The organism is Kribbella sp. HUAS MG21, from assembly GCF_040254265.1.
Lineage (GTDB): Bacteria > Actinomycetota > Actinomycetes > Propionibacteriales > Kribbellaceae > Kribbella.
This window is the reverse complement of the sequence record NZ_CP158165.1, coordinates 6,462,563-6,486,360: the sequence shown is the minus strand read 5'-3', so window position 1 is coordinate 6,486,360 and position 23,798 is coordinate 6,462,563. Positions and strand designations below refer to the sequence as shown.

Genomic DNA, 23,798 nt, shown 5'->3' with positions numbered 1-23,798 from the left:
GGGTTGTGGGGCCGCCGGGAACTGAGGATTGTGTGCGGAAGATCGTTCCCGGGAGGGCCCTTCATGACAATCACCGCGACCGCGGAGGAACTGGCCGCTTTCGAGCAGGAAAGGCCCGCGCGGAAACTGAGCCCGGTCCTGGACAGCGTTATCTCGGCGGGCTGCGCGGTGGTCAGCGTCGGCGTTCTGGTGCAGGTGTTCTTTCCGATTCCGATCGGGACGCAGTTTTATTTGATGCTGTTTCTCGCGGCGGTGCTGCCGGGCACGTTGCTGTGTTATCGCGGCTGCCGGGTGCCGGCATTCCTGAACCCGTTCCGCGGCGATCGGCGCAGCGACGATCCGCCGGTTGCGGACTGGGTCCTGGCGTCGCTCGCGCTGGTGGTCTCGCTGTATCCGTTGCTGGACTTCGACGCGTTCCTGGAGCGGCGACAGGCTCCTACGGGACTCGATCTGCTGGCCGGGTCGTTGCTGCTGGTGCTGGCCTTGGAGGCTTGCCGACGTACGACGGGCTGGGTTCTGCCGGTGGTGGGCCTGCTGTTCATCGGCTACGCCTACTACGGCGGCTACTTGCCCTACACGTGGTCCTTGGCCCACCAGGGTTTCGACTTTTCGGCGATCGTGGCGCAGTTGTTCATGGGGACGGCGGGCTTCTACGGGACGCCGTTGGCGGTGGCGGCGAGCTACATCGTCCTGTTCACGATCTACGGCGCCGTACTGGACGCCTCGGGGGCGGGGAAGTTCTTCATCGACGTGTCGTTCGCCGCTTTCAAACGCAGCCGCACGGCCCCTGGGCGGACCGTCACCCTGGCGGGTTTCCTGCTGGGCACGGTGTCGGGTTCCGGAACGGCGACCGCGGTGTCACTGGGCACAGTCTCCTGGCCGATCCTGCGCCGCGCAGGCTATCCGCCCGAGCCGGCGGGCGGCATGCTGGCCGCGGCCGGCATCGGGGCGATCCTGTCGCCGCCCACGCTCGGCGCGGCCGCGTTCGTCATCGCCGAGTTTCTCCAGGTGAGCTATCTCGTGGTGCTCGGCTACGCGACGGTCCCGACCGTCTTGTACTACCTCGGGATCTTGCTGGCGATCGAGATGGACGCCCGGCGACACGGCACCCAAGCGGCCGAGCCCTCGACCCGGTCCGCGCGCCGGCTGCTGCTGCGGTTCGGCTACCACTTCGTGTCGCTGTTCCTGATCATCGGCTTCATGGCGATGGACATTCCGCCGTTCAAGGCCGTCGTCTACGCGACGTTGCTGCAGATCGCGCTGTCGTTCCTGGACCGTGAGCATCGGCTGACGCCACGCCGGCTCGGCGTGGCGCTCGCCCAGGGCACCCGCTCGGTGCTCCCCGTCGTGGCCACCTGTGCCGTCGCCGGGATCATCGTCGCCGTCGTCACCCAGACCGGTCTCGGTCTGAACCTGGCCGAGATCATCGTGTCCGCGGGATCCGCGATCTCCGAGAACCCCACCGTCGTGCTGATCATGACCGTCACGCTGTCGGCGTTCGCGGTCATGGTGCTCGGGTTGGCGGTGCCCGTCACCGCATCGTTCATCATCGCCGCTGTCGTGATCGCGCCCGCCCTGTTCCAGCTCGGCGTGGCCCCGGCCGAGGCGTACATGTTCATCTTCTACTACGCCGTCTTGTCGGAGGTCTCGCCGCCCACCGCGCTCGCTGCCGTGGCGACGGCGGCGATCACCGGCGGACGGGCGATCCCGACGATGTGGCAGGCGTGGAAGTACACGCTGCCCGCGTTCCTGGTGCCGTTCGCGTTCGTGCTGACGCCGAACGGCGCCAACCTGCTGGGTCTCGAGGGGCTGGGCGGTGCGGCGTGGGCGCTGCTGGTCTCGGCGCTCGCGGTCGCCGCGTTGGCGGTGGTCACCGGCGGATGGATCGTCGTACAGGCCGGCCGGCTGGAGCGTGTCCTGTGTTTCCCGGCCGCGCTGCTGTTGCTGTATCTCGCACCCACCACGATCGGCGTCGGCCTCGGGCTGCTCGGGGTTGCCGTCGTCATCAACCTCGCACGGCGGCACCGCCTGCGGGACACCACGGAAGGACCCGTACCCAGATGAGATTCCGTTCTTTGTCCACAGTGGTGGTCACCCTCGCGGTGGCGGTCTCGATGGCCGCCTGCGGTGGGCAACGCAAGCCCGAGCAGGGTGACGGCGCGGCCGGTGGCCGGCTCACCATCGCGACCGGTAACACCACCGGCGTGTACTACCAGCTCGGCGGCGCCTACGCCGCTTTGATCTCGGACAACCTCCAGGGTTACCGCGCGACCGCCAGCGAAACCGGCGCCTCTGTGCAGAACATCCAAGGACTGACCGCCGGGACCTACGACATCGCCTTCTCCCTGGCCGACACCGCCGCCGACGCGGTCGCGGGCAAGAACAGCTTCGACGCGCCGCAGGACGTCGTCGCGCTGACCCGGCTGTACCCGAACTCCACCCAGGTCGTCGTACGGGCATCGGCCGGCATCACGAAGATGGCCGATCTGAAGGGCAAGCGGGTCTCCACCGGTTCGCCGAACTCCGGCACCGAGGTGATCGCGCGGCGCCTGCTCACCGCCGCCGGCGTCGACCCGGTGAAAGACGTCACCGCCCAGCGGCTCGGCCTGCCCGAGTCGGTGGACGCGATGAAGAGCGGACAGATCGACGCGTTGGTCTGGTCCGGCGGCCTGCCCACCAGCGGCATCACCGACCTCACCACCTCGATGGGCGCCAAGGTGCGCTTCCTCCCCCTCGACGACGTGCTGCCCGCCCTGCAGAAGCAGCACGGCCAGGTGTACGCCGCGGGCGTGATTCCGGCTGCGACGTACAAGCAGCCGACCGACACCCAGACGATCATCGTGCCGAACCTGCTGCTGGTCCGTAAAAACATGCCCGACGACCTGGCCGAGAAACTCACCAACCTGCTCTTCCAGAAGAAGGAAGCCCTCGTGCAGGTCAATCCCGCGGCCAAGGGAATAGACCTCGAGGACGCCGCGATGACTGACCCAGTGCCGTTGCACGCGGGCGCGAAGAAGGCCATCGACGCACTCGACTGAGCGTCCCGGCAGCCCGCCATTGACGTGCCGTCAGCAGTGACCGCCCCCAAGCTGTTTGCGCCGGAATTGAGTGAGGCCCCTATGTCAACCGCGATCTGCACACTGACCCCGGGTTCGCGCTATTCGATCGACTCGTGGACAACCGACGATGTGAGACCACCGGAACGTGTCGAATACTGGATGAGCGTCATCAGCGCAGCAACCCGGTACCGGGTCGATCCGACGTGTTCGCCTGGGACCTTCCGGGGCCGGCTGCTTCGCATCGGCACAGTCACCTACACGCTCGGCCGGGCGTCGGCCGACTGTGCGCAGGGACATCGAACCGCCGCCATGGCGTCCGAGGATCCGCACGACATGCGCACGCTGATGCTGACGATCCGCGGTCAGCTGCTGGTCAGCCAGGATGACCAGGAGTTTCGGGTCGGACCGGGCGGGGCGTTCCTGGCGTCGTCGAACTCGCCGTTCGAAGCGAAGCTCGACCACGCCGACATCGCGCTGCTGACGATTCCCGGGGCGGAGATGGACAACCGCCTGCGCCCCGGGGCACGCCGGTCGGCCTCCCGGATTCTCGACGTCAACCGCGGCTTGGGCCGGGTCCTCGTGGGCATGCTGGGTGAACTGTTCGCGCAGCGAGCGCACCTGTCGGCAGCCGAATTCGATGCGGTCTGCGATCGGCTGGTCGATCTGCTGTGCATGCTCGCCGTCGGCGACGACAGACCGGACACCGACGGCGGCCTGGGCGAGGTCGAAGCGATGGTCAGACGCTACGTACGAGAGCACGCCACCGATCCGCGGCTCACCGGCGCCACGGTGGCACGTGCCCTGGGCTGGTCGCTGCGGCAGGTTCAGCTGGCCATGCAGCAGGCAGGTACGACGCCCCGGGAGCTGATCCGGGAAGAACGACTCGCGCTGGTGCACGAACGCCTGCGCAGTCCCGTTCACATCGTCATCGGCGAGCTCGCCCACAGCTGCGGCTTCTCCTCCAACAGCGCACTGAGCGCCGCATTCCGCCAACGCTACGGCACGAGCCCCCGGGAATTCAGAGCACAGTATCTACTGAACGCATGCGACGACAGCACGACTGACCGGTCTCATGGGCCTCACCCTTCTGAGTCCTGATGCACGTGGAAGGATCGTCGCGGGCGCCTGGGCCGATTCTGCGCGGAAGCACGACTCTCGTGCGTGAAGCTGCACCATTTCGTCGAGAGCGGTGTAGTCGTGCGGCTTTCCGGACAACCCGAAAACGACCGAGCTGAGCTTTGGCCAGTCGTGCGGTCGTTATCGATCGCGTACGACGCATACCGGGCCGCAGGAGAGCGAGGCCGCGATGAGCGTGGCCCTCAGCCACCTCGTAGTCGCCGAGCGCCACGTAGCCGGCGAGAGCCAGGTTCTCCAGCTCTGCCTGGTCGTAGAAGGCCTTCAACCACAGCGGCCGCTCGTCGCTGGGTCAGATCTGGCGAGGGCGTCTTCGGCGTGGGCAACGGCCTGACGTACGGCGCGGTGATCGCCGGTCTGCCCAAGAATCGCGGCATGTCTCGCATGCCCAAGCGACGCGACCATCCGATCTCGCCGCGCGAGCATAGGCCTATCTCGCCGGACGGGCCTGCCCGAGCATCGCCAGCACCCGGTCGCGCAGGCGCACCATCGTTGCCGTGTCGCCCGCTTCGACGTTGAGTCGGAGGAGCGGCTCGGTGTTCGACGGACGGAGATTGAACCACGCCCTGCCGGGCAGCGAGACGGTCAATCCGTCCAGGTGATCGGCCGTTGCGCCGTCGGCGACGAACCGGCCCTCGACCATCCGCAGGGCGGCTCCGCTGTCGCCGACGGCGAGATTGAGCTCGCCGCTGGCGACGTACCGCGCCAACCCTGCCGTCAGCTTGGACATCGGGACATCCGTCCGGCCCAGCGCGGCGAGGACGTGCAGCGCGGCGAGCATGCCGCTGTCGGCGTTCCAGAAGCGGCGGAAGTAGTAGTGCCCGGAGTGCTCGCCGCCGAACTCGGCGCCGCTGTCGGCCATCACCTTCTTGATGAACGAGTGCCCCACGCGCGTGCGGACCGATCGGCCGCCTCGCTCGGCGATCCGCTCGGGGACCGCTCGGCTGGTGATCGCGTTGTACACGATGGTGGCGCCAGGCCGGTCTGCGAGTACCTGGTCCGCGATCAGGCTCACGATGCTGCTCGGCGGCACGGGCTCGCCGGACTCGTCCACGAAGAAGCAGCGATCGGCGTCGCCGTCGAACGCCAGGCCGAGGTCCGCCGCGTGTTCGCGGACCGCGGCGCGCAGTCCGGCCAGGTTGGCCGCGTCCATCGGGTTCGGCGGATGGTGCGGGAAGGTGCCGTCGAGTTCGAAGTACAGCGGCACGATCTCCAGCGCCGGATGTTCCAGGACGACCGGCACGGTCCGGCCGGCCATGCCATTCCCGGCGTCGACCACGACCTTCAGGCGCCGGATCCTGCCGAGCGGGACGAGACCGTGCAGGTAGTCGGAGTACGCCGGCAGCAGGTCCTCGCTGTCCGTGCGGCCCGGCGTACCGTCGTACGGCGGCAGATCCCTCTCGAGAAGCTTCCGGATCTCGCCGAGCCCGGTGTCCTGACCGACCGGCGCGGCTCCGGCCCGGCACAACTTGATCCCGTTGTACGCCGGAGGGTTGTGGCTCGCGGTGATCATCGCGCCCGGAACGCCCCGCTGCCCCGAGGCGTAGTACAGCAGGTCGGTCGACACGAATCCGAGGGCGAGTACGTCGGCTCCGCGGCTGTTGGCACCCGCCGCGAAGGCCGCGGCCAGTCCCGGCGAGGAGACGCGCATGTCGTGGCCGACCGTGATCTTCCGCGCGCCGAAATGATGGACGAACGCCGCACCGACCTGATGGGCCAGCGCCTCGTCGAGCTGGTCGGGCACCGTGCCCCGCAGGTCATAGGCCTTCACCACGGCATCGAGTTCGCGCATGTCAGACTCCGTCGAGCCGGGCCACGCCGATCTTGGCGTCGGCCATCCCGTAGAAGACGTAGTGCACGCCCTCGATCTCCTCGATCGCGGTCGGGAACACCACGTTGGCGACCGTGCCGACCCGCTCGTCCTCCGTCTGCGGCGAGAGCAGCGGCTCCGGCGTCCGGTCCAGGATCTTGGTGACGTCGTCGGCGTCGAGCAGCACCGCGCCGGCGGCGTACGTCACGCGCTGCTTCGTGGGGTCGAAGCCCTCCGGCTGCTCGCCGGTGACCCCGTGATGGATGACCAGCCAGCCGTCGCGCGTCCACAGCGGCGGGGGCCCGGCACCGATCTTCAGCGCCTCGAACGCGTACTCCGGCAACGCCACCAACCGGTGGTGGCGCAGATGGACCAGGTTACCGAGGTTGCGCTCGACCTCGGCGACCGGCACGAAGGACACCCAGATGCCGGGGCGCTCGTCCGCGACACCGGCCGGCAGCCGCACGCCCTCACCGGTGCGGACCTGTCCGAGGTCCCACATCGGCCGGTGCAGCATCGCGTAGGACAGGTCGCCGTCCGGGCCGGGGACCGGACGCGGGAAGAAGACCGTGTCCTTGTTCGAGAACAGGTTCAGGTCCGCGTCCAGCGACGCCTGGTACTCGAAGTGCAGCGGTCCGAGGCGCTGCCACTGCCGGAGGTTGAACGACACCGCAAGCGCCGGCCGCGGCCCGAACGGACCGTAGGCGACGTACGTCATCACGTGCAGTCCGAGCGCCGCGATGAAGGTGACGCGCGGGTCCTCCACCCCGGAGTGGTGCCGGCCGCGTTCCCAGCCTTCCTCCGGGGCGAGCGCGATGCCCTGGCGCTGCACCCCGGCCGGCACGCCGTCGCGTACCTCGATCCGGGCCAACCCGATCCGCGAAACGTTGCCTGCGGCCACCAACCGCGGCAGCAGGTGCAGTTCGCCGTCCGGGGTCCGGCCGGCCGCCGGGTTCAGCACTCCTTCGACCTCGAACGCGTTACCCGGCTCGGGTCTCATCAGTACGCCGCTCCGGGTCAGCGTGCAGCGGATCGTCATGGCGGTCAACCTTTCACTCCGGACTCGATGCTCTGGGAGATGAACTGGCGCTGGAAGATGATGAACAGGCCGACGGCCGGCGCGGCGAGCACGCAGGCCCCGGCGAGGACCGCGCCGAACGGGTTGGCGGCGCGCGCCGACACTGTGGTCAGGTAGTTCGACAACGCGACGGCGAGTGGTTGCAGGTCCTGCTGCTTGGTGATCAGGAAGGGCCAGAGGAACTCGTTCCACGGGCCGATGAAGGTCAGCAGGACACCGGTCAGCAGTGCCGGCTTCACGAGCGGGATCGCGACGCTCCAGAGGATCCGCAGCTCCGAGGCGCCGTCGACCCGGGCGGCGTCGAACAGTTCGGCGGGCAGTTGCAGGAAGTACTGGCGGAACACGAAGACCGCGGTCGAGTTGATCGCGAACGGCAGGATCATGCCCAGGTAGGAGTCCGCGAGGCCGTAGTTGCGCACGATCAGCACGTACAGCGGGATCGTGAGCAGCTGGAACGGGACGACCTGGACGAGCAGCATCAGGTTGAAGACGGCGCCCCGGCCGCGGAACCGCAACCGGGCGAGCGCGTAGCCGGCGAGGACGCCGCCGACCAGTGTGCCGAGGAGTACGCCGCCGGTAAAGACTCCCGAGTTGATCAGCGTGCGCCCGAGATTGATCGCCGCGTCGATCTCCGCGTAGTTGCGGCCCGTGAGGTTGTCCGGCCGCGGAAACGCTCCTCCGATGGACGGGTCCGGTTCGGTCTGCAGCGATCCGATCAGCATGTAGTAGAAGGGGAACAGGAATACGAAGGCGCCGAGGAGCAACGTCACGAACCTGAGCCTCATCAGTCGTCCCTCCCGACGAGCCGCCGTTCGGCCAGGGCGAGGAGCAGTACGCCGATCACGAGCAGGATGCCGATCGCGGCGCCGACGTCCGGACTCCCCTGTTCGATGCCGCGCTGGTACATGATCAGGACGGGTGACGCCGATGCGCCGTCCGGTCCGCCGCCCCCGGTCAGCAGGTAGGGCTCGGTGAAGAGATTCGCGCCGGTCACCGTCGCCAGCAGGATCACGAGCGTGGTGGCCGGCCGGACACCCGGGACCGTGACGTTCCAGAACGACGCGAGCCGGCCGGCACCGTCCATCACAGCGGCCTCGTAGAGATCCTTCGACACGTTCTGCAATGCCGCGAGGTACAGCAGGATGAAGAAGCCGAGCTGCTTCCAGGTGACGTACACGGCCACGGTCGGCATCGCGAGCGCCGAGCTGACCAGCCACGACGGATCCGGCGCGAGCGAACCGAGGATCGAGTTCACCAAGCCGTCGGAGTTGAACAGGAACAGCCAGACACCGACGACCGCGACAGATGCGGTGACGTACGGGACGTAGTAGCTGACCCGGAAGAACGTCCGCCACCGGACCGCCTTGTTGAGCGCGGCGGCGAGCGTCAAGGACAGCACAGCCGTCAGCGGGACGTTGATCACCAAGAAGATGCCCACGTTCGCAAAGGACCGGCGTACGGCGGGATCCGCGAGCACAGTGCGGTAGTTCTGCAATCCGACGAAAGGCCGGTCGACCACAGCTCCAGGCGCCGCGAAGAAGTAGTCGTGGAACGAGATGTAGACCGCGTAGCAGAGTGGATACCCGAAGACCCCGAGCAGGAAGACGACGTACGGCGTCACCAGCAAGGCGCCGATCGGCTGCCGGCCGTTGCCCCGGCTGGGCCGGCCGCGCCGCGCGGGCACGCGGTGGTCCGGCGCGTCGCGGATCGCGGGCCGATCGGTGACGGTCATGGCTGCGACGCCAGTTCGTCGACGCGCTTCGCGGCCTCGTCGAGCGCGACGCCCGGATCCTGCTTGCCGAAGACGACTGACCTGGAGTACGCGTCCCGGAAGGTCTGCCAGATGGTGATCGAGTTGGGCACGTTCGGCACCTCGACCGTGCGGGCGGACTGATCGGCGAACGTCCGGTAGTCAGGGTTCTTCGTGAAGTACTCCGGGTACGCCGAGGCGACGTCCTTCCGCAGCGGCATCTGCCCGGTGAGCTCGAGGAACTTGCCGTCCTGCTCGCTGCCGGTCGCGAACTTCAGCACGTCCCAAGCCGTTCCGCGGTTCTTGCACGCCGAGTACATCGCGACGTTCTTCGCGTCCGAGAACGTGTACGTCGCATCGGCCGGCGTACCCGTGGGTGTGGGCACCGGGGCGACGCCCCAGTCGACCTTGCCGCGGTAGACCGAGACCGCCCACGGGCCGACGATCGCCATCGCGGCCTTGCCGTCCGCGAAGGCGTCACCGGTGTACTTCTCCTGGCCCGCCAGTTTCTCGGCGTACATCGTCCGCCAGAACTGCGCGACCGCCCTGCCCTCGTCGCCGGCGAACGTCGCGCGCCTGTCCTCGACCAACTGCTTCCCGCCGGTCGCGGCGGCGAACAGCGGGTAGAAGTCGAACCACGACTGAAAGAACTCGTTGCTCGGCGCCGGCAGGATCGCGTACTGCGCTCCGCGGCCGGCGACGACCTTCCGGGACGTGGCGAGAAACCCCTCGTACGTCCCCAGCGGCGGGTCCTCGGGGTCGATGCCGGCCTTCGCGAACGCCTTCTTGTTGTAGAAGATCATCACCGGGTTCGACTTCCACGGCAGCTGGTAGTAGTTGCCGTCCGACGACTTGTACTGCCGCGCGACCTCGCCCGAACGGCCCTCGACGTACGACGTCCCGTCGGCGAAGGAACCGAGCGGAACCAGGCCGCCCTGCTTCTGGAACTGCGGGACGGACGCGGGCGACGTGTTGAAGATCAGGCACGGCGCGTTGCCGGCCGTGATCGCGGCGCCGATCACCTCCTCCGAGCTCTTCCCGGTCGGGATCTCCCGCGCGGTGACCAGCTGATCCGGATGCGCCGTGTTCCAGGCGGCCACCATCTGCTTGCCCCACGCAACCTCTTCGAGATTGTTGGAGTACCAGACCGTGATCGGACCGCGGGTCTCGGTTCCTGTCCCGGCGTCGTCGCTGCCGCAAGCCGCCGCGGCCGCCAGCATCGCTCCGAGCGCGACAGCCGTGAACGTTCGCCTCATGCGTCCTCCCAACGGATCTGTGGTCACGTCAGGAAGTCCGCACAACGCCCCGGTTTGTGACGTCAGCCGGGGATTGACTCCCCCGCCGCGGACATTGCCGTCCGCAACTGCCGGCGCGATCTGATCCCGAGCTTGAGGAACACCTTGCGCAGGTGCCAGTCGATCGTGTGCGCACTGAGGAACAGCTCCGCTCCGATGTCCTGGTTCGTCAGGCCGGCGGCCGCAAGGTGCGCGATCTGCGCCTCCTGAGGCGTCAGTGCCGGACCTCGCCCTTGCGCCGGTGGCACCCGGACACCGGACGCGTCGAGCCGCCGCCTGGCCCGCGCCGCGAACGCTGAGGCCCCCATCTGCTCGAACATCGCGCAGGCGGCGCGGAGCGGTGCTTCCGCGTCGGCCGGTCGGCGCTGCCGCAGGAGCCATTCGCCGTACAGAAGCCGCGCACGGGCCCGCATCACCCGCACATCGGTCTGGTCGAGGCACTCGATCGCTTCGGCGAACAGTGCTTCGGCACCGGTGTCGTCACTGACCAGCGCTCGGGCGACAGCCAACGTGCCCAGTGCCCACGGCGAGCCGCTCGGCTCGGCGCGCCGGGCCAGCACCTGCACCGCCTGACGGGCGCTCACCCGCCGTCCGGTCTGCGCGGCCGCCTCGATCGACTCGAAGAGCGACCAGGTGGACAGGCCGAACTCCTGCGGGTGCGCGAACCCCTTCTCGGCCGCCGCGAAAGCCTCCTCGAAGCGCTCCTGCCCATTGAAGAGCACGGCTGCCGCCCATTGCGTAGCGGTCAGCACCTTGCCTTCGCCGCGCAGACTGCGTGCGCCGGTGATCGCCTCGACAGCGCGGAGGGTCGCGTCCTCGTCGCCGCGCCAGGGCTCGATCACCAGCGCGCCGTACTGCGCCAGGAACCGGCTGCCGGTGGCCTCGCCGATCGCGCTCGCCTCGGCCGCGAGCATCCGCGCACCGGCAAAATCACCGGCGAACGCCCGGTTGGACAGCCGTAGCAGCAGCGCGGAAGGCAGCACCGCCAAGGCGCCTTCCCTGCGCGCGAGGTCGACAAGGTCCGCCGACAGGTCGGTCCAGGTCTCGAAAGCCCACGCGTCGTGCGCCATCCGGCACGCGAGCGGCAGCCAGCCCATGCCCTCCTCGACGGACAGCGGCTCGTCACGGAACCCCTTCAACGCTCGGTGCAGCAGCGGTACGCCGACTTCATAGCCGCGGGCAACGATCGTGGCCACACCGCGCAGCAGCAGGTCGAATCGGTCGGGACGGATCGGCGGTGCGGAGCGCAGCACATCCTCCGCGATCTCCTGCACTCCCCCGCTGGGCACCTGACCGGCGGTGAGGGCTGCGTAGATCGCCTCGCGATAAGTGTCGCGGGCCGCCTTGGCATCGAGTGCTTCGAGGCGGCGAGCTGCGTCGACCAGCAGCGGGAGCGACCGGCTCGGGCCCTTCGACACGAACGCGATCCGCCCGCGCAACAACTCAGCCCGGGCGCGCACGAGGTCGTCCAGCCTGCCGAGCTCGGCCGCGTCGAGGAGTTGGAGCGCGGCGTCGTACGCACCCGCCTGATACTTGGCGTGCGCTGCCGCCAGTGCTCTGCCGCCCCGGCGGTCAGGTTCCGGCGTGAGCTCGACGGCGCGTTCGAGAAACGCCGCGGCCGCAGCGAGACCGCCGCGGGCCCGCGCTCGATCCGCCGACCGTTCGAGTTCCGCCGCGACCGCTTCGTCGGGGCGCTCCGCCGCTCGCGCCAGATGCCACGCCAGCCGATCCGGATCCACGACGGCATCGGTCGCGCCGGCCAGCGCCTGGTGTGCCTCGCGGCGGTCCCGGGCGGCGGCGCCGTAGTACACAGCCGAGCGCACCAGTGGGTGCCGGAAGCGGACCCTCGCACCGATCGTCACCAGGCCGGCAACCTCCGCCGGTGCCGCCGCCTCCGGCCCGATTCCCAGCCGCTCGGCCGCCCGCCACAGGAGGACGACATCACCCAGAGGTTCGGCAGCAGCAGTGACCAGCAGCAGCCGAGTCTCCGGAGGCAACTCCTCGAAGCGGTGCAGGAAGCGCTGCTCGAGCTTGGTTGCGAGCGGCCGCGCGTCGGGGTTGCCGAATCCGCCCGCGATCTCCGTGGTGCTCAGGCCGCGCGGCAGCTCCAGAATGGCCAACGGATTGCCCCGGGTCTCGGCGACGATCCGGTCCCGGACGCGCTTGTCGATCCGGCCCGGGGTGGCTGCCTCGAGCAGCGCGTGCGCATCCAGATCGTCGAGACCGCTGAGCCGCAGTTCCCGGAGCCCGCTCAGTTCGTCCGCAGCTGCCGGCTCCCGGGCGGCGAAGACCAGGCCGATCGGCTCCGCGAGCAGCCGGCGCGCGACGAAGACCAGCGTCTGGGCGGTGACACGGTCCAGCCACTGGGCATCGTCGACCACACACAGCAGCGGCCGGTCCTCGGCGACGACCGCGAGCAGGCTCAGGACGGCGAGCCCGACCAGGAAGCGGTCCGGCGGCCGGCCCGTGCTGAGACCGAACGCGGTCCGGAGCGCGTTCCGCTGTGGCGGAGGCAGCCGATCGAGAGCGCTCAGGAACGGCGCACAGAGTTGATGGAGCGCCCCGAACGCCAGCTCCATCTCGGACTCGACACCGGCAGCGCGCGCGACACGATAACCGTCCGCGTCGGCCAGCGCGTGTTCGAGCAGCGCGGTCTTGCCGATTCCTGCTTCTCCGCGCAGGACAACCACCCCGCTGCTTCCGGCCCGCACGGTCTCGAAGAGGCTGTCGAGCGCCGCGCGCTCGCTCCGTCGGCCGTACAACTCGTACTCCGCACGCACCGGAGATCACGCCTCCACAACCGAGGCCGCGTCGATCAGCGTCGGCACCAGTTGCCGGCGCGAGGTGACGGCCAGCTTGGTGAAGACCTTGCGCAGGTGCCAGTCCACGGTGTGCCGGCTGAGGAACAGCTCCTTGGCAATCTCGGAGTTGGTCAGCCCAGCCGCCGCGAGATGCGCGATCTGCGCTTCCTGCGCGGTCAGCTCCTGCCGTACGTCGGTACTCCGGGTCCGCGGCTTCTCGCCGGTCGCCGCAAGCTCGAGACGGGCCCGCTCGGCGAACGCCCCGGCCCCCATGTCGCTCAGCTCGTGGTGCGCGGTCCGCAGCTGGTCACGCGCCTCCTGACGCCGGTCCTGTCGCCGTAACCATTCGCCGTACAGCAGGTGCGCACGCGCCCGGTGGACGGCCATCCGGGTGCGGCTGAGCCGCTCGATCGCCTCCCGGTACAGCGCGTCGGCGTGTGTGCCGTCCGCGAGCAGCGCCGCCGATCTGGCCAGGATGCCGAGCGCCCAGTCCGAGCCGGCCGCACCGGCGCGATGCCGAAGCCGTTCCATCGCCTCGCTCGCCTCCACCGGGAATCCGCCGCGAGCCGCGGCCTCGACCCATTCGGCGAGTGACCACCCGAAGATGCCGAGGTCTTCGTGAGCACAGGCCCGGCGGGCCGCCGCGATCGCCTCGTCGTACCGGCGAAGGCCGTTGTAGAGCACGGCGGTGGCATGATCCGCGAGACTGAGCGCGCGGCCTTCGCCACGGGCACGTGCTTCCCGGACACCCAGCTCGATCGACTCCCGCGCGGTCGCCTCGTCACCGCGCCACGCCTCGAGCAGGAACCGCGCTTCCCGAGCCGGGGCGCTGGCGGTGGACGCCGCGATGGCGTCCGACTCGGTCAGCAGCAGGTTCGCGGCGACGAGCTCTCCGGCATGCAGGTGCAGTGCCGCGCGATAGGTGAGCGCCCCGGGCATCACGCCGAGGGCACCGAGGCCGCGCGCCAGCTCCAGTCCACGGCAGGACAGCTCGTGCCAGGCCTCGTCGTCCCACAACTCGGCCGCGACCGGGCACCCCCGCCACAACCACTGCACCACTTGTTCGTCGCCGCGGCGGGCGGCGGCACGGAAGTTGTCCAGCGCGCTGCGGAGCACCGGGACCGCGGCGTTGTAGCCGTCAGTGAACTGCGCCGCCACCGCATCCAGTAGCTGGTCCATCGGTCCGGACGGCGCCGAGCCATGCCGCGCGTTGCTGGCGGCGGCAGCCACCTTCTCGACGCCTCGCTCCGCGCCGAGCCGCCCAGCGAACACCGCCGCACCGAGTGCTTCGAGGTACGCCTGCGGCGCCGTTGGGTCGTCGAGTTCAGCGAGCCGGTTCGCGGCCTCCAGGAGCAACGTGCCGGATTCGCTTCCGCGCCGGCGGGCGAACGCGATCTGAGCACGAAGCTGTGCGGCCCGGGCGGCTTGGAGTTCGTCCGTCGGCCCGAGCACGGTGGCAGTCAACAGGGCCTCGGCGGAGTCCAGCTCGCCCGCTCGGAACTTCGCGCCCGCCGCGGCCAGCGCGCGCGTGGCGCGACGGCCCGGATCCGGTGTCAGTTCCGAAGCACGTTCGAGGCAGGCGGCCGCGGCCGCGACGCCGCCGCGGGCCTGCGCCCTCCCCGCGGCGCTCTCGAGCTCGGCCGCGACCTCTTCGTCCAGGCCGACGGTCGCATAGGCCCGGTGCCAGGCCCGGCGGTCCGGATCCACCTCCGCATCGGTGGCCAGGGCCAAGGCGTTGTGCACCCGGCGTTGATCGGCCGGCGAGGCAGCCTGGTACACCGCCGACCGGATCAGCGGATGCCGGAAACGTACGCGGGCTCCGACCTGGAGCAGGTCGGCGGACTCGGCGAGGAACACCGCGTCGGGGCTGATGCCGAGCTGCTCGGCTGCCCGCCACAGCAGTGCGGCGTCACCGACAGGTTCCGCGGCCGCGGCCAGGAGCATGAGGCGGGTGTCGGAAGGCAGCGGCTCGAGACGCCGGACGAAGCCGTCCTCGATCTTGCCCGTCAGCCCAGGGCTGCCTGGCAAGCCGAATCCGGACGCGAGCTGCGCGGCGGACAGGCCACGGTGCAGCTCCAGCAGGGCGAGCGGGTTGCCGCGGGTCTCCGCCACGAAAGTGTCCCGGACGCGCTCGTCCACAACACCGGTGATCACGGTGTCCAGCAGTGCGCGCGCGTCGCCGTACCCGAGGCCGGTCAGAAAGAGGTCGTCGAGACCTGGCAGTACGTCGGCGCCGCCGGGCTCACGTACGGCGAACACGAGCACGACGCGCTCGGCCAGGAGGCGGCGCGCGACGAAGGCGAGTGTCTGCGCCGAGACCTGGTCCAGCCAATGGGCGTCGTCGACCAGACACACCAGCGGCTCTTGCGCGGCGGCCTCGGCCAGCAGATCGAGCATCGCCACGCCGACCTGGAAACGGTCCGGAGCGGTCCCCGCAGCCAGCCCGAACGCGGTGTCCAGCGCACTGCGCCGGACACCGGTGCGGAACTCGGGCAACTGGGCGCACAACTGGTGCAGACCACCGAAGGGCAGCTCGACCTCGGACTCGACGCCGGCCGCGCGGACGACCCGGCTGGAGCCGGCGCGGGACGCGACGTAGTCCAGCAGCGCGGTCTTGCCGACACCGGCTTCGCCACGAAGCACCAACACCGAACTCCGGCCGGCCCCCAGCTCGGCCAGCATCCGATCGAGTGTCGCGCACTCGGCCTGCCGGCCCTCGAGTTGAGGACCTGGATGCCTGCTCGCCATCTGCCCACCACCCAACCTGGAAGCCTATCCGCGCCCTGGCGAGGGGCGCAACGGATCGCGATCAGCCCGCCAGGTCTTCGGCCAGCATCTCCCGGAGCCTGGAGAGGTCGCCAGAACGCGCGGCGACCGCGAACTCGTCACGGAAGCGTCGGTACCCGGCGGCGCTGACGGCCGCATGCCGCTCCGCGGCGAGATGCCCGCGGGCCCGGCTGACGAGCTGCCGGCAGTTCACCGAACGCACGTGCAGGATGTCCGCGATCTGCGGGTACGAGTAGCCGAACACGTCGTGCAGGACGAAGGCCGCGCGCTCGCGAGCGGTCAGCCGCTCGAGCACGATGCGCAGCGCCTCCTCCACCCCTTCACGGGTCTCCGCCGCCGCGACCGGGTCCTCGACCGCACCCGCGATGCGCGGATCGGCGCTCGCCGGGTCGATCACCGGCACCGAGGACTCGTGGCGGCGATGGGCAGAGTCGAGCACGTTGATGGCCAGCCGCCTGGTGATCGTCGCCAGCAGTGCCGGCGGGTCGAGAACCGTCGTCCGGTCGATCGTCTGCCAACGGACCCACGTCTCCTGCACGATGTCCTCCGCCTCTGTCCGGCTGGCGAGCAGCCGGTAGCCGATAGCCATCAGCCGTGGCCGGACCTCGACGAAGGTCCGGACCGCCTCCTCGAGATCCTCAGCTGCCGGCAACCCTACGAGCGTGCTCATGATCCGGCTCCCCTCGCGTCGCGGACCGGTGTGGCCCGCAGTGCGATCCACCTTGCGAGCGGAGGGGCTGCCGGGGCGTCCCGCGCGGCACGTGGTTCGCACCGCCACGGACTGCGTAGCCGGGTGCGATCCACGTGGCCGACGCGTAGTCACGTGCGTAGCCGCGACCTGCTCACTCGATGCCGAGCGCCTTGCGGAGCACGTGGACGGCCTGCTCGACAGCGTTTCCCGGAGATGCGTGCGTCAGACGCCGGTCGCGGCCGGCCAGCCGGCGCGGGCCACGGCCCAGGCGAGGGCGTGGTCGGCGACCTGCTCCCATCCCCGGGCCGCGGGCAGCAGGTGGGGCATGCCGTCGTACACCTTGACCTCGGTGATGGTTCTCGGCGACTTGTAGTGCTTGGCGTTGGACCGCTGGATGGCCGGCGGCATCAGATGGTCCTCGCGGCCGGACACGAACAGCAGCGGCGCCCGGTGGTCGTTGCGGTAGTTGACGTGGACGTCCTGCGGTCCCGGCTCGAAGTTCGCCAGTAGGCTGTTCCAGAAGATCCGCCCGGAGGCCGGGACGTGGTACCGGCGGTACAGGGCCAGCGCCTCAACGTCGGTGAAGGTGTTGGCGAACGTGTACTTCCACTGGTCCGGTGTCAGGCTGACCGCCTTGTGCCGGTGCGCCGGGTTCTTCAGCACCGGGAACGAAGACCTGACCTGCGACAGCGGAGTGACCCGGACCCCTTCGGTCGGCGCGGAGTTGAGCGCCACGCCCGCGGCGCCGTACCCGCGGTCCAGCAGGACCTGCGTGAAGGCTCCGCCCGCGGAGTGGCCGATGATGATCGGCGGTTCGTCCAGCGCGCCGACCACAGATTCCAGGTGCGCGAGGATCGCCGGTGCGGTGACGTCCTCGACCGGCGTCGGGTCGGCGTTGAGCGCCTCGACCTCCACCTCGAAACCCGGGTAGGCGGGCGCGATGACCCGGTACCCGGCTCGCTGGTACCGATCGATCCAGTGCTCCCAGCTGCGTGGAGTCACCCAGAACCCGTGGACCAGCACGATCGTCTTCATGCAAATGCGTCCCTTCCGGCGAGATGTTCGGTCTGCTGAGTGGGTCCGCACACCTCGCCGGAACGTGACGCCCTGCTGCGGCTTGCCGCTCGCCGCCCAGCGCTCGTACGACCAGAGGTCGAAGCGACTCAGCATCGACCGGCGGTCGAGTTCGCGGAACAACGGCTTGATGGCCGTTCCGAAGCCCTCCGATCTCCGGCCTTGCTGAGCTGAAGCGCCGGACGCGCGGCCCGCGGACGGTGAATACCGCCGATCAGGCACTTCCGGAGACGGTCCGCGGTGCGCAATGCTTGAGGGTCGGCAGTGCGGGATCGAGGGGCGGGACGAGATGGGCGATTCCCAGAACGTACAGCTGCAGGTCCGCTGTGAGCTGCTTCGGTCGTTGCATCAGGCTGACGCTCCGCTGCTGCTGCCGAATGCTTGGGATGTGGCGTCGGCTCGCGCCGTGGTCGCGGCCGGGTTCCCGGTCGTCGCGACCAGTAGCGCGGCCGTGGCGGCCGCACTCGGATACGAAGACCAGGAGCGGGCGCCGGCCGACGAAATGTTCGCCGCGGCCGCACGGATCGCCCGGGCAGTGGACGTGCCGGTCACGGTCGACGCGGAGGCCGGCTACGGCATGGAACCAACCGACCTGGTGGCCGCGCTACGGAGTATCGGCGCGGCCGGCTGCAACCTCGAGGACACCGATCACCGCGTCGGTGGTCTGCGGGCGCCGTCCGAGCACGCCAAGTGGCTGGCCGCAGTTCGCCAGGCCGCGACCGAGACGGACTATCCGCTGGTCGTCAACGCCCGCGTCGACGTCTTCGTACCAGCGCTGCTCGCCGGCGCCGATTCCGAGGTGATGGCACCGTTGGTGCCCGACGCCATCGAGCGCGCGACGGCGTATCTCGACGCGGGCGCCGACTGCGTCTACCCGATCGGTCTGTGGGAGCCGGGCGCGCTGCGCGAGTTCGTCTCACAGGTCGCCGGCCCGGTCAACGTCGTACGGCTTCCACCGACGCCGCCGCTGGCCGAACTCGCAGCGCTCGGCGTCGCGCGGGTGAGCTGGGGCCCCTTCCTGCACCACTCGGCGATGGCGCGGTTCGGGGAGGAACTCGCCGCACTCCGCGACGGCTAGGCCGATTCGAGGCGGCTCAGCGGAAGGCGGCCCAACTGCTTGCGCGAGCTGATCTCGAGCTTTGCGAACACCTTCCGCAGATGCCAGTCCACGGTGTGACGGCTGATGTACAGCTCTGCCCCGATCTCGGAGTTCGACAGGCCGTCCCGCGCAAGCCGTGCGATCTGGGATTCCTGGCTGGTCAGCAAGGCGACGGTGCGGTCGCTGGAGCTGCGCGCAACCCCGCCGGCGGCGACGAGTTCCCGCCCGGCGCGTTCGGCGTACGCCTTGGCTCCGACCTGGCTGAAGAGGTCGTGCGCGGCCCGGAGCTGCTGGCGCGCGTCGGCACGCCGGGATGCCCGGCGCAGCCACTCGCCGTACAGGAGGCGCGCCCGGCCGAGGTGCACGGTGACGCGGGTCTGCTCGAGTCGCTCGATCGCCTCCCGGTACAAACCTTCGGCCGTACGACCCTCGCTGAGCAGCGCGCGCGACCAGGCCTGGACACCGAGCGCCCAATCGGTCCCGGCGGCACTCGTTCGTTCCCGAACGTGCCGCAGGGCGGCCGCGGCCTCGTCCCGGGCGCCGCTTCTCGCCGCGGCTTCGACCAACTCGACCAGCGTGAAGCCGTACAGGCCCAGGTCGTCGTACTCGCACGCCTGCCGCGCCGAGGCCAGCGCGACGTCGTGGCGTCCGAGCGCGTTGTGCAGTACCGCGTTGACGTAGCCGATGCCGCCGATCCACCGGGTCTCGCCCCGCGCGGTCACGTCGTCGAGATCGACGCGGAAGGCCTCCAGCAGTTCCGTCGGCTCGACGCCCCGCCAGGCGGCGAGCAACATCGGCGGATAGTTCACCGCCGCGCCGCCGGTCGCCTGGGCGATCCCGTGCCCTTCTTCCATCAACGCCGACGCCGCCGCGAACTCACCGGCATGCACATGCACCACCGCGCGGTAACCGAGCGCCAGAGGTAGCGAGGTGAGCGCGCCGGACTCACGGCACAGGCGGACGGCCTGAGCAGCCAGATCGTGCCACTTCACGTCGTCCCAGAGATCGCCCGCGACAAGCCACGGCAGCCAGAACCAGGTCAGGATGTCGTTGTCGCCGGCAACGGCGAACGCGTCCAGAGCCTGTCGCAGAGGCGCCACTCCGGCCACGTAGCCGTCAGTGAACCGGGTCGCCAAGCCGTCGAGGAGAAGATCCGTAGGTCGCGCCGCGTCGCCCTGCGGGAGCGCGCCGCGCGCCGCGACGGCCACCTGGTACGCACCGACGGCGCCGTGCAGGCGGCCGGCGTACAGCGTCGCGCCGAGCGCCTCCAGGTAGGTGTCACGGGCCGTCTCGACGTCGAGCGGCGCGAGCTGCTCGGCCGCCGCGAGCAACGGCGCCGGGGCCTCGACGCCGCGCGCGACCACGAACACGATCTGAGCGTGCAGGCGAGCGACCAGGGCCCGGTCGAGGTCGTCGAGCGGGTATCCCGCCGCCAGCGCCAGCAGTGCCGTAGCGGCGTCGAACGCGCCCGACCGGAATCTCGCCCGGGCGGCGGCAAGAACTCGCCGGCCGCGACGGCGCGGATCCGGGGTCAGCTCTGCCGCCCGCTCCAGGAAGGCGGCGGCAGCGGCGAAGCCGCCGCGGGATTGCGCGCGCCCGGCGGAACGCTCGAGCTGCTCGGCGACGGACTCGTCGAGCCCGGTCGCCGCATGACCGCGGTGCCATGCGGCGCGGTCGGGTTCGAGCGCGGCATCGATGGCGGTGGCCAGGGCACTGTGGACCTTCAGCCGGTCGCTCGCCGGCGCTGCCCGGTAGATCGCCGAGCGCACCAGCGGATGCCGGAAGCGGACGTGTGTGCCGAGGTCGATCAACCCGTCCCGCTGTGCGGCCACCGCGGCGTCCGGTGGCAGCCCGAGCAGGTTCGCCGCCCGCCACAGCAGCGGCACGTCGCCCATCGGCTCGGCGGCCGCTGTCAGCAGCAGCTGCCGGGTGTCTGCCGGAAGGGACTCGACCTGGCGGAGGAAGCTCTGCTCGATCTGTGTCGCGAGCGGAGCCGCGTCCGGGAGCTGGTAGCCGCCGGCAAGCGCGGCCGGAGTGAGTCCTCGGGGAAACTCGAGGAGTGCGAGCGGATTGCCGCGCGCCTCCGCGATGACACGATCCCGAACTCGTTCCTCCAGCCGCCCGGGCCACGCCGCGTCCACGAGCTCACGGGCGTCGCCGTACCGCAGTCCGCCGAGCACCAGCTGCGGGAGGCCGGCCAGCTCCCCCACCTCGGTGGGTTGCCGGATCGCGAGCACGATGCCGACCGACTCGGCGAACAGGCGGCGGGCGACGAAGGAGATCGTCAGCAGCGATTCCCGGTCCAGCCACTGCGCGTCGTCGATCACACACAGCAGCGGACGTTCCTCCGCGGCCTCGGCCAGGAGCGCGAGTGCGGCCAGCCCGACGACGAAGCGGTCGGGAGGCTCGCCGGCGCTCAACCCGAACGCCGTCTCGAGAGCGTCACGCTGCGGCGCCGGCAGTCGTTCCTTCAGCCGGAGCAACGGCGCGCACAGCTGATGAAGCCCGGCGTAGGCCAGCTCCGTCTCGTACTCCACCCCGGCCACTCGCACGACACGACAGCCGGACGCACTGCGCAGTGTGTACGCCAGCAGTGCGGACTTCCCGATGCCGGGCTCACCGCGCACGACCACGACCTGGCTCTGGCCGGAGCGCACGGTGTCCAGGAGCCGATCCATGAACAGGCACTCCGCATGCCGACCCAGTAACCCGTGGTTCGGATACTCGGTCGACATGGCAGGACGCTACAGCCCGCGCCCACGCCGGCCCAAGCACCCCAGGGTACGTCGACCGCGGACTCAGGCAGCGCCGGCGCGCGGCAGCCTGGCGGTTGAGGCCGCCGCCGCACCCAGGGCCAGTGCCGTGGTGATCAGCCCGGCGTGGCTGAATGCCTGCGGCGTGTTGCCCAGGTGACGGCCGGTAGCCGCGTCGTACTCCTCACTCAGGAGTCCGACGTCGTTGCGGAGCGACAGCAGCCGCTCGAACAGTTCCGTTGCCTCGTTGGTGCGACCAATGCCGTGCAGCGCGTCGGCGAGCCAGAAGGACGTCGCCAGGAACGTGCCCTCACTGCCCGGGACACCGTCGACGTTGGGCGCGTCGTCGCTCACCGCGTAGCGGAGCACGAGCCCGTCGTCGGTGAGTTCGCGCTGGATCGCGTCGACCGTGCTGACCGTGCGCGGATCGTCCGCGGCGAGGAGGCCGTACCGCGGCATCAGCAGGACGGCGGCGTCCAGCCTGGGAGACCCGTAGGACTGGGTGAACGCGCGCCGGCGGGCGTCGTACCCGTGGTCCAGGATCTCCTGCCGGATCGTGCGCCGCAGTACCGTCAGCCGGGCGAGCTCGGCGGAGTTGTCGCCGGTCTGCGCCTCCAGCCGGCGAACGGTCCGGTCGACTCCCACCCAGGCCATGAGCTTCGAGTGCACGAAGTGCCTGCGTGGGCCGCGGACCTCCCACAGGCCGTGGTCCGGCTCCTGCCAGCAGCATTCGATGCGGTCGAGCAGCGCCCGTTCCAGCTTCTGCTGGTCCGCGGAATCCGGTACGCCGGCGGCGCGAGCGGCCGAGAGTACGTCGAGCACCTCGCCCCACACGTCGTTCTGCTGCTGCGTGGCGGCGGCGTTCCCGACCCGCACCGGCGCGGAGCCGGCGTGCCCGGGGAGCCAGTCGAGTGTCTGCTCAGGGATCTGCCCGGAACCGTCCACGGCGTACATGATCTGCGGGTCGGCGGGATCGCCGGAGACGGCGCGCACCAGCCAGTCCCGCCACGCGGCGGCCTCGCCGAGGAAGCCGGTGGCGAGGAAGGCGTGCAGGGTGAAAGTTGCGTCGCGCAACCAGGTGTATCGGTAGTCCCAGTTTCGCGAACCGCCGATCCGTTCAGGGAGTGAAGTGGTCGCGGCGGCCAGGATCGCCCCCGTCGGCGCGTAGGTGAGAGCCTTCAGGATGACCAACGATTGATTGACCTCGTCCGCCCAGGGTCCGGCGTACGTCGACTGGCTGAGCCACTTGGCCCAGAACGTCTCGGTGGTGGTCAGCGCGGTACTCGCCGGAACAGCCACGGGGAGTTCGCCGGCCGTCGTGTGCGTGAGGGTGAACGCGACGCGCTCCCCCGAGGTCACGACGAAGTCGCCTGTCCAGCCTCCGTCGCCGATCGTCAACGCCACGTCGCTCTCGAGCCACAACTCGTCGCTGTCCGAGAACGCGACCAGACGGCCGTCGCCGCCGCTGCGCAAGGCTGGAACGTCCTTGCCGTAGGTCATCCGCGGGAAGAGTCCGGTTCGCATCCGTACGGCGCCCACCAGGCCGTCGACGATCCGCACCACTGTCGGGGTTGCGGATCCGGGGACCATCAGGTCGACGACCCGTACCGCACCGGCGTCGGTGACCCACTCCGTTTCGAGAATCAGGGAACCGGTGCGGTACCGGCGACGCGTACACCGGTCGTGATCGACAGGCGCAAGACGCCAGGTCCCGTGTTCGCTCCGCCCGAGAAGCGCGGCGAACACCGCGGGCGAGTCGAAACGCGGCAGGCTCAACCAGTCGATCGCTCCGTCGGCACCGACCATCGCGCCCGTCCGCAGGTCGCCGATGAGTGCGTAGTCCTCGATCTGCCTGGTCATGAATCTTCCTCGTCGACCGTGCCTGGTTCCTGTCATCCAGCGTCGGGCTCGCGATCCGCGCACGCGCCGGTGCCGATCCCTGGTCAGACCCCGAACCACTCCCTGGGGACCGCGTGCGAATCGGGTGCGAAGCCCTGGTCTAGAGCCAGATGTATTCCTCGGCGACCGCGCCGTCGCGCCACTTCGCGATGGTCACCATCCGGCCGCCGCCTTCGAACTCGCCGACCGCGCAGGTCCACTCCCCGGAGCCGAAGCTGATCGGGTGCGAGGCGACCTGGACCGGCGTACCTCCGCTCGACTCCACCAAGGCCTTCATGGCCTCGATGTGCTCCTCGATCCCCCGGGTCGGAGGTTGCCCGTTGACCTCCACCAGGACGTCGTCGGTGTGGCAGTCAGCGAACACGCCGTGCCAGTCGGCCCGGTTCCAGCCGTTGAAGTCGAGCTCGTCCATGCCCTTCAGGTTGCGGGCCACCTCGTCGTGCGTCATGCCGTCAGCTCCCTCTGTTGGGTGTGCATCGACTTGGACCGGGCGCATGGCCGAGCTGTGACGTCCGGTCGGCGCTGTCACACCCTGAGGGGCTGCCGGGACCAATAGGGCAGCCGACCG

At 70.0% G+C, this 23,798-nt stretch carries 16 protein-coding genes; 4 read left to right on the top strand and 12 right to left on the bottom strand.

Annotated features, from left to right (window positions below; translation table 11 throughout):
• Positions 1-63 precede the first annotated feature (63 nt).
• The 3 genes from ABN611_RS31315 to ABN611_RS31305 all read left to right on the top strand — a co-directional run bounded on the left by ABN611_RS31315 (position 64) and on the right by ABN611_RS31305 (position 4,157).
• Entirely contained in the window at positions 64-2,064 is a 2,001-nt protein-coding gene (locus ABN611_RS31315; protein ID WP_350275875.1) for a TRAP transporter fused permease subunit, read from the top strand.
• A complete protein-coding gene (locus ABN611_RS31310) occupies positions 2,061-3,038 on the top strand; it encodes a TAXI family TRAP transporter solute-binding subunit (RefSeq protein WP_350275874.1) in 978 nt (325 codons plus the stop codon). The genes ABN611_RS31315 and ABN611_RS31310 overlap by 4 nt, the downstream gene beginning before the upstream one ends.
• 81 nt (positions 3,039-3,119) lie before the next feature.
• The gene (locus ABN611_RS31305; RefSeq protein ID WP_350275873.1) at positions 3,120-4,157 is read left to right on the top strand and encodes an AraC family transcriptional regulator; all 1,038 of its coding nucleotides are present in this window, start codon (positions 3,120-3,122) and stop codon (positions 4,155-4,157) included.
• Positions 4,158-4,623: 466 nt separating this feature from the next.
• On the opposite strand, the gene ABN611_RS31300 is transcribed toward ABN611_RS31305, so the two are convergent.
• The 9 genes from ABN611_RS31300 to ABN611_RS31260 all read right to left on the bottom strand — a co-directional run bounded on the left by ABN611_RS31300 (position 4,624) and on the right by ABN611_RS31260 (position 17,440).
• A complete protein-coding gene (locus ABN611_RS31300; RefSeq protein WP_350275872.1) occupies positions 4,624-5,985 on the bottom strand; it encodes a phosphomannomutase/phosphoglucomutase in 1,362 nt (453 codons plus the stop codon).
• 1 nt (position 5,986) lies between these two features.
• Positions 5,987-7,042, bottom strand: a complete 1,056-nt coding sequence (locus ABN611_RS31295) for a glycosidase (protein WP_350275871.1) — start codon at positions 7,040-7,042, stop codon at positions 5,987-5,989.
• A 5-nt stretch (positions 7,043-7,047) separates the two neighbouring features.
• Positions 7,048-7,866, bottom strand: coding sequence for a carbohydrate ABC transporter permease (locus ABN611_RS31290; RefSeq protein ID WP_350275870.1), 819 nt, complete (start codon positions 7,864-7,866; stop codon positions 7,048-7,050).
• Positions 7,866-8,813, bottom strand: coding sequence for a sugar ABC transporter permease (locus tag ABN611_RS31285; protein ID WP_350275869.1), 948 nt, complete (start codon positions 8,811-8,813; stop codon positions 7,866-7,868). The genes ABN611_RS31290 and ABN611_RS31285 overlap by 1 nt, the downstream gene beginning before the upstream one ends.
• Entirely contained in the window at positions 8,810-10,087 is a 1,278-nt protein-coding gene (locus tag ABN611_RS31280) for an extracellular solute-binding protein (RefSeq protein WP_350275868.1), read from the bottom strand. The genes ABN611_RS31285 and ABN611_RS31280 overlap by 4 nt, the downstream gene beginning before the upstream one ends.
• A 62-nt stretch (positions 10,088-10,149) precedes the next feature.
• Positions 10,150-12,906 carry an AAA family ATPase gene (locus ABN611_RS31275; RefSeq protein WP_350275867.1) on the bottom strand — a complete coding sequence of 919 codons (2,757 nt, stop codon included), beginning with the start codon at positions 12,904-12,906 and terminating at the stop codon, positions 10,150-10,152.
• A 6-nt stretch (positions 12,907-12,912) separates the two neighbouring features.
• Positions 12,913-15,675, bottom strand: coding sequence for an AAA family ATPase (locus ABN611_RS31270; RefSeq protein ID WP_350275866.1), 2,763 nt, complete (start codon positions 15,673-15,675; stop codon positions 12,913-12,915).
• Between the two features lie 61 nt (positions 15,676-15,736).
• Positions 15,737-16,384 carry a sigma-70 family RNA polymerase sigma factor gene (locus ABN611_RS31265; RefSeq protein WP_350275865.1) on the bottom strand — a complete coding sequence of 216 codons (648 nt, stop codon included), beginning with the start codon at positions 16,382-16,384 and terminating at the stop codon, positions 15,737-15,739.
• Between the two features lie 243 nt (positions 16,385-16,627).
• The gene (locus ABN611_RS31260) at positions 16,628-17,440 is read right to left on the bottom strand and encodes an alpha/beta hydrolase (RefSeq protein WP_350275864.1); all 813 of its coding nucleotides are present in this window, start codon (positions 17,438-17,440) and stop codon (positions 16,628-16,630) included.
• Positions 17,441-17,726: 286 nt separating this feature from the next.
• On the opposite strand from ABN611_RS31260, the gene ABN611_RS31255 reads away from it, so the two are divergent.
• Positions 17,727-18,557, top strand: a complete 831-nt coding sequence (locus ABN611_RS31255) for an isocitrate lyase/phosphoenolpyruvate mutase family protein (RefSeq protein ID WP_350275863.1) — start codon at positions 17,727-17,729, stop codon at positions 18,555-18,557.
• Here ABN611_RS31255 and ABN611_RS31250 read toward each other — a convergent pair.
• The 3 genes from ABN611_RS31250 to ABN611_RS31240 form a co-directional block, all read right to left on the bottom strand.
• Positions 18,554-21,313, bottom strand: coding sequence for an AAA family ATPase (locus ABN611_RS31250; protein ID WP_350275862.1), 2,760 nt, complete (start codon positions 21,311-21,313; stop codon positions 18,554-18,556). The genes ABN611_RS31255 and ABN611_RS31250 overlap by 4 nt on opposite strands.
• A 63-nt stretch (positions 21,314-21,376) precedes the next feature.
• A complete protein-coding gene (locus ABN611_RS31245) occupies positions 21,377-23,191 on the bottom strand; it encodes a glycoside hydrolase family 15 protein (RefSeq protein ID WP_350275861.1) in 1,815 nt (604 codons plus the stop codon).
• A gap of 139 nt (positions 23,192-23,330) precedes the next feature.
• On the bottom strand, positions 23,331-23,678 hold the full coding sequence (locus ABN611_RS31240; protein WP_350275860.1) for a hypothetical protein: 348 nt from the start codon (positions 23,676-23,678) through the stop codon (positions 23,331-23,333).
• Positions 23,679-23,798 lie beyond the last annotated feature (120 nt).

What these genes read in the sequence shown, in the direction of transcription:
- ABN611_RS31285 (WP_350275869.1), bottom strand. Translation starts at nt 8,813, where the DNA reads ATGACCGTCACCGATCGGCCCGCGATCCGCGACGCGCCGGACCACCGC.
- ABN611_RS31305 (WP_350275873.1), top strand. Translation starts at nt 3,120, where the DNA reads ATGTCAACCGCGATCTGCACACTGACCCCGGGTTCGCGCTATTCGATC.
- ABN611_RS31300 (WP_350275872.1), bottom strand. Translation starts at nt 5,985, where the DNA reads ATGCGCGAACTCGATGCCGTGGTGAAGGCCTATGACCTGCGGGGCACG.
- ABN611_RS31290 (WP_350275870.1), bottom strand. Translation starts at nt 7,866, where the DNA reads ATGAGGCTCAGGTTCGTGACGTTGCTCCTCGGCGCCTTCGTATTCCTG.
- ABN611_RS31250 (WP_350275862.1), bottom strand. Translation starts at nt 21,313, where the DNA reads ATGTCGACCGAGTATCCGAACCACGGGTTACTGGGTCGGCATGCGGAG.
- ABN611_RS31265 (WP_350275865.1), bottom strand. Translation starts at nt 16,384, where the DNA reads ATGAGCACGCTCGTAGGGTTGCCGGCAGCTGAGGATCTCGAGGAGGCG.
- ABN611_RS31315 (WP_350275875.1), top strand. Translation starts at nt 64, where the DNA reads ATGACAATCACCGCGACCGCGGAGGAACTGGCCGCTTTCGAGCAGGAA.
- ABN611_RS31280 (WP_350275868.1), bottom strand. Translation starts at nt 10,087, where the DNA reads ATGAGGCGAACGTTCACGGCTGTCGCGCTCGGAGCGATGCTGGCGGCC.
- ABN611_RS31240 (WP_350275860.1), bottom strand. Translation starts at nt 23,678, where the DNA reads ATGACGCACGACGAGGTGGCCCGCAACCTGAAGGGCATGGACGAGCTC.
- ABN611_RS31260 (WP_350275864.1), bottom strand. Translation starts at nt 17,440, where the DNA reads ATGAAGACGATCGTGCTGGTCCACGGGTTCTGGGTGACTCCACGCAGC.
- ABN611_RS31270 (WP_350275866.1), bottom strand. Translation starts at nt 15,675, where the DNA reads ATGGCGAGCAGGCATCCAGGTCCTCAACTCGAGGGCCGGCAGGCCGAG.
- ABN611_RS31310 (WP_350275874.1), top strand. Translation starts at nt 2,061, where the DNA reads ATGAGATTCCGTTCTTTGTCCACAGTGGTGGTCACCCTCGCGGTGGCG.
- ABN611_RS31295 (WP_350275871.1), bottom strand. Translation starts at nt 7,042, where the DNA reads ATGACGATCCGCTGCACGCTGACCCGGAGCGGCGTACTGATGAGACCC.
- ABN611_RS31255 (WP_350275863.1), top strand. Translation starts at nt 17,727, where the DNA reads ATGCTTGAGGGTCGGCAGTGCGGGATCGAGGGGCGGGACGAGATGGGC.
- ABN611_RS31245 (WP_350275861.1), bottom strand. Translation starts at nt 23,191, where the DNA reads ATGACCAGGCAGATCGAGGACTACGCACTCATCGGCGACCTGCGGACG.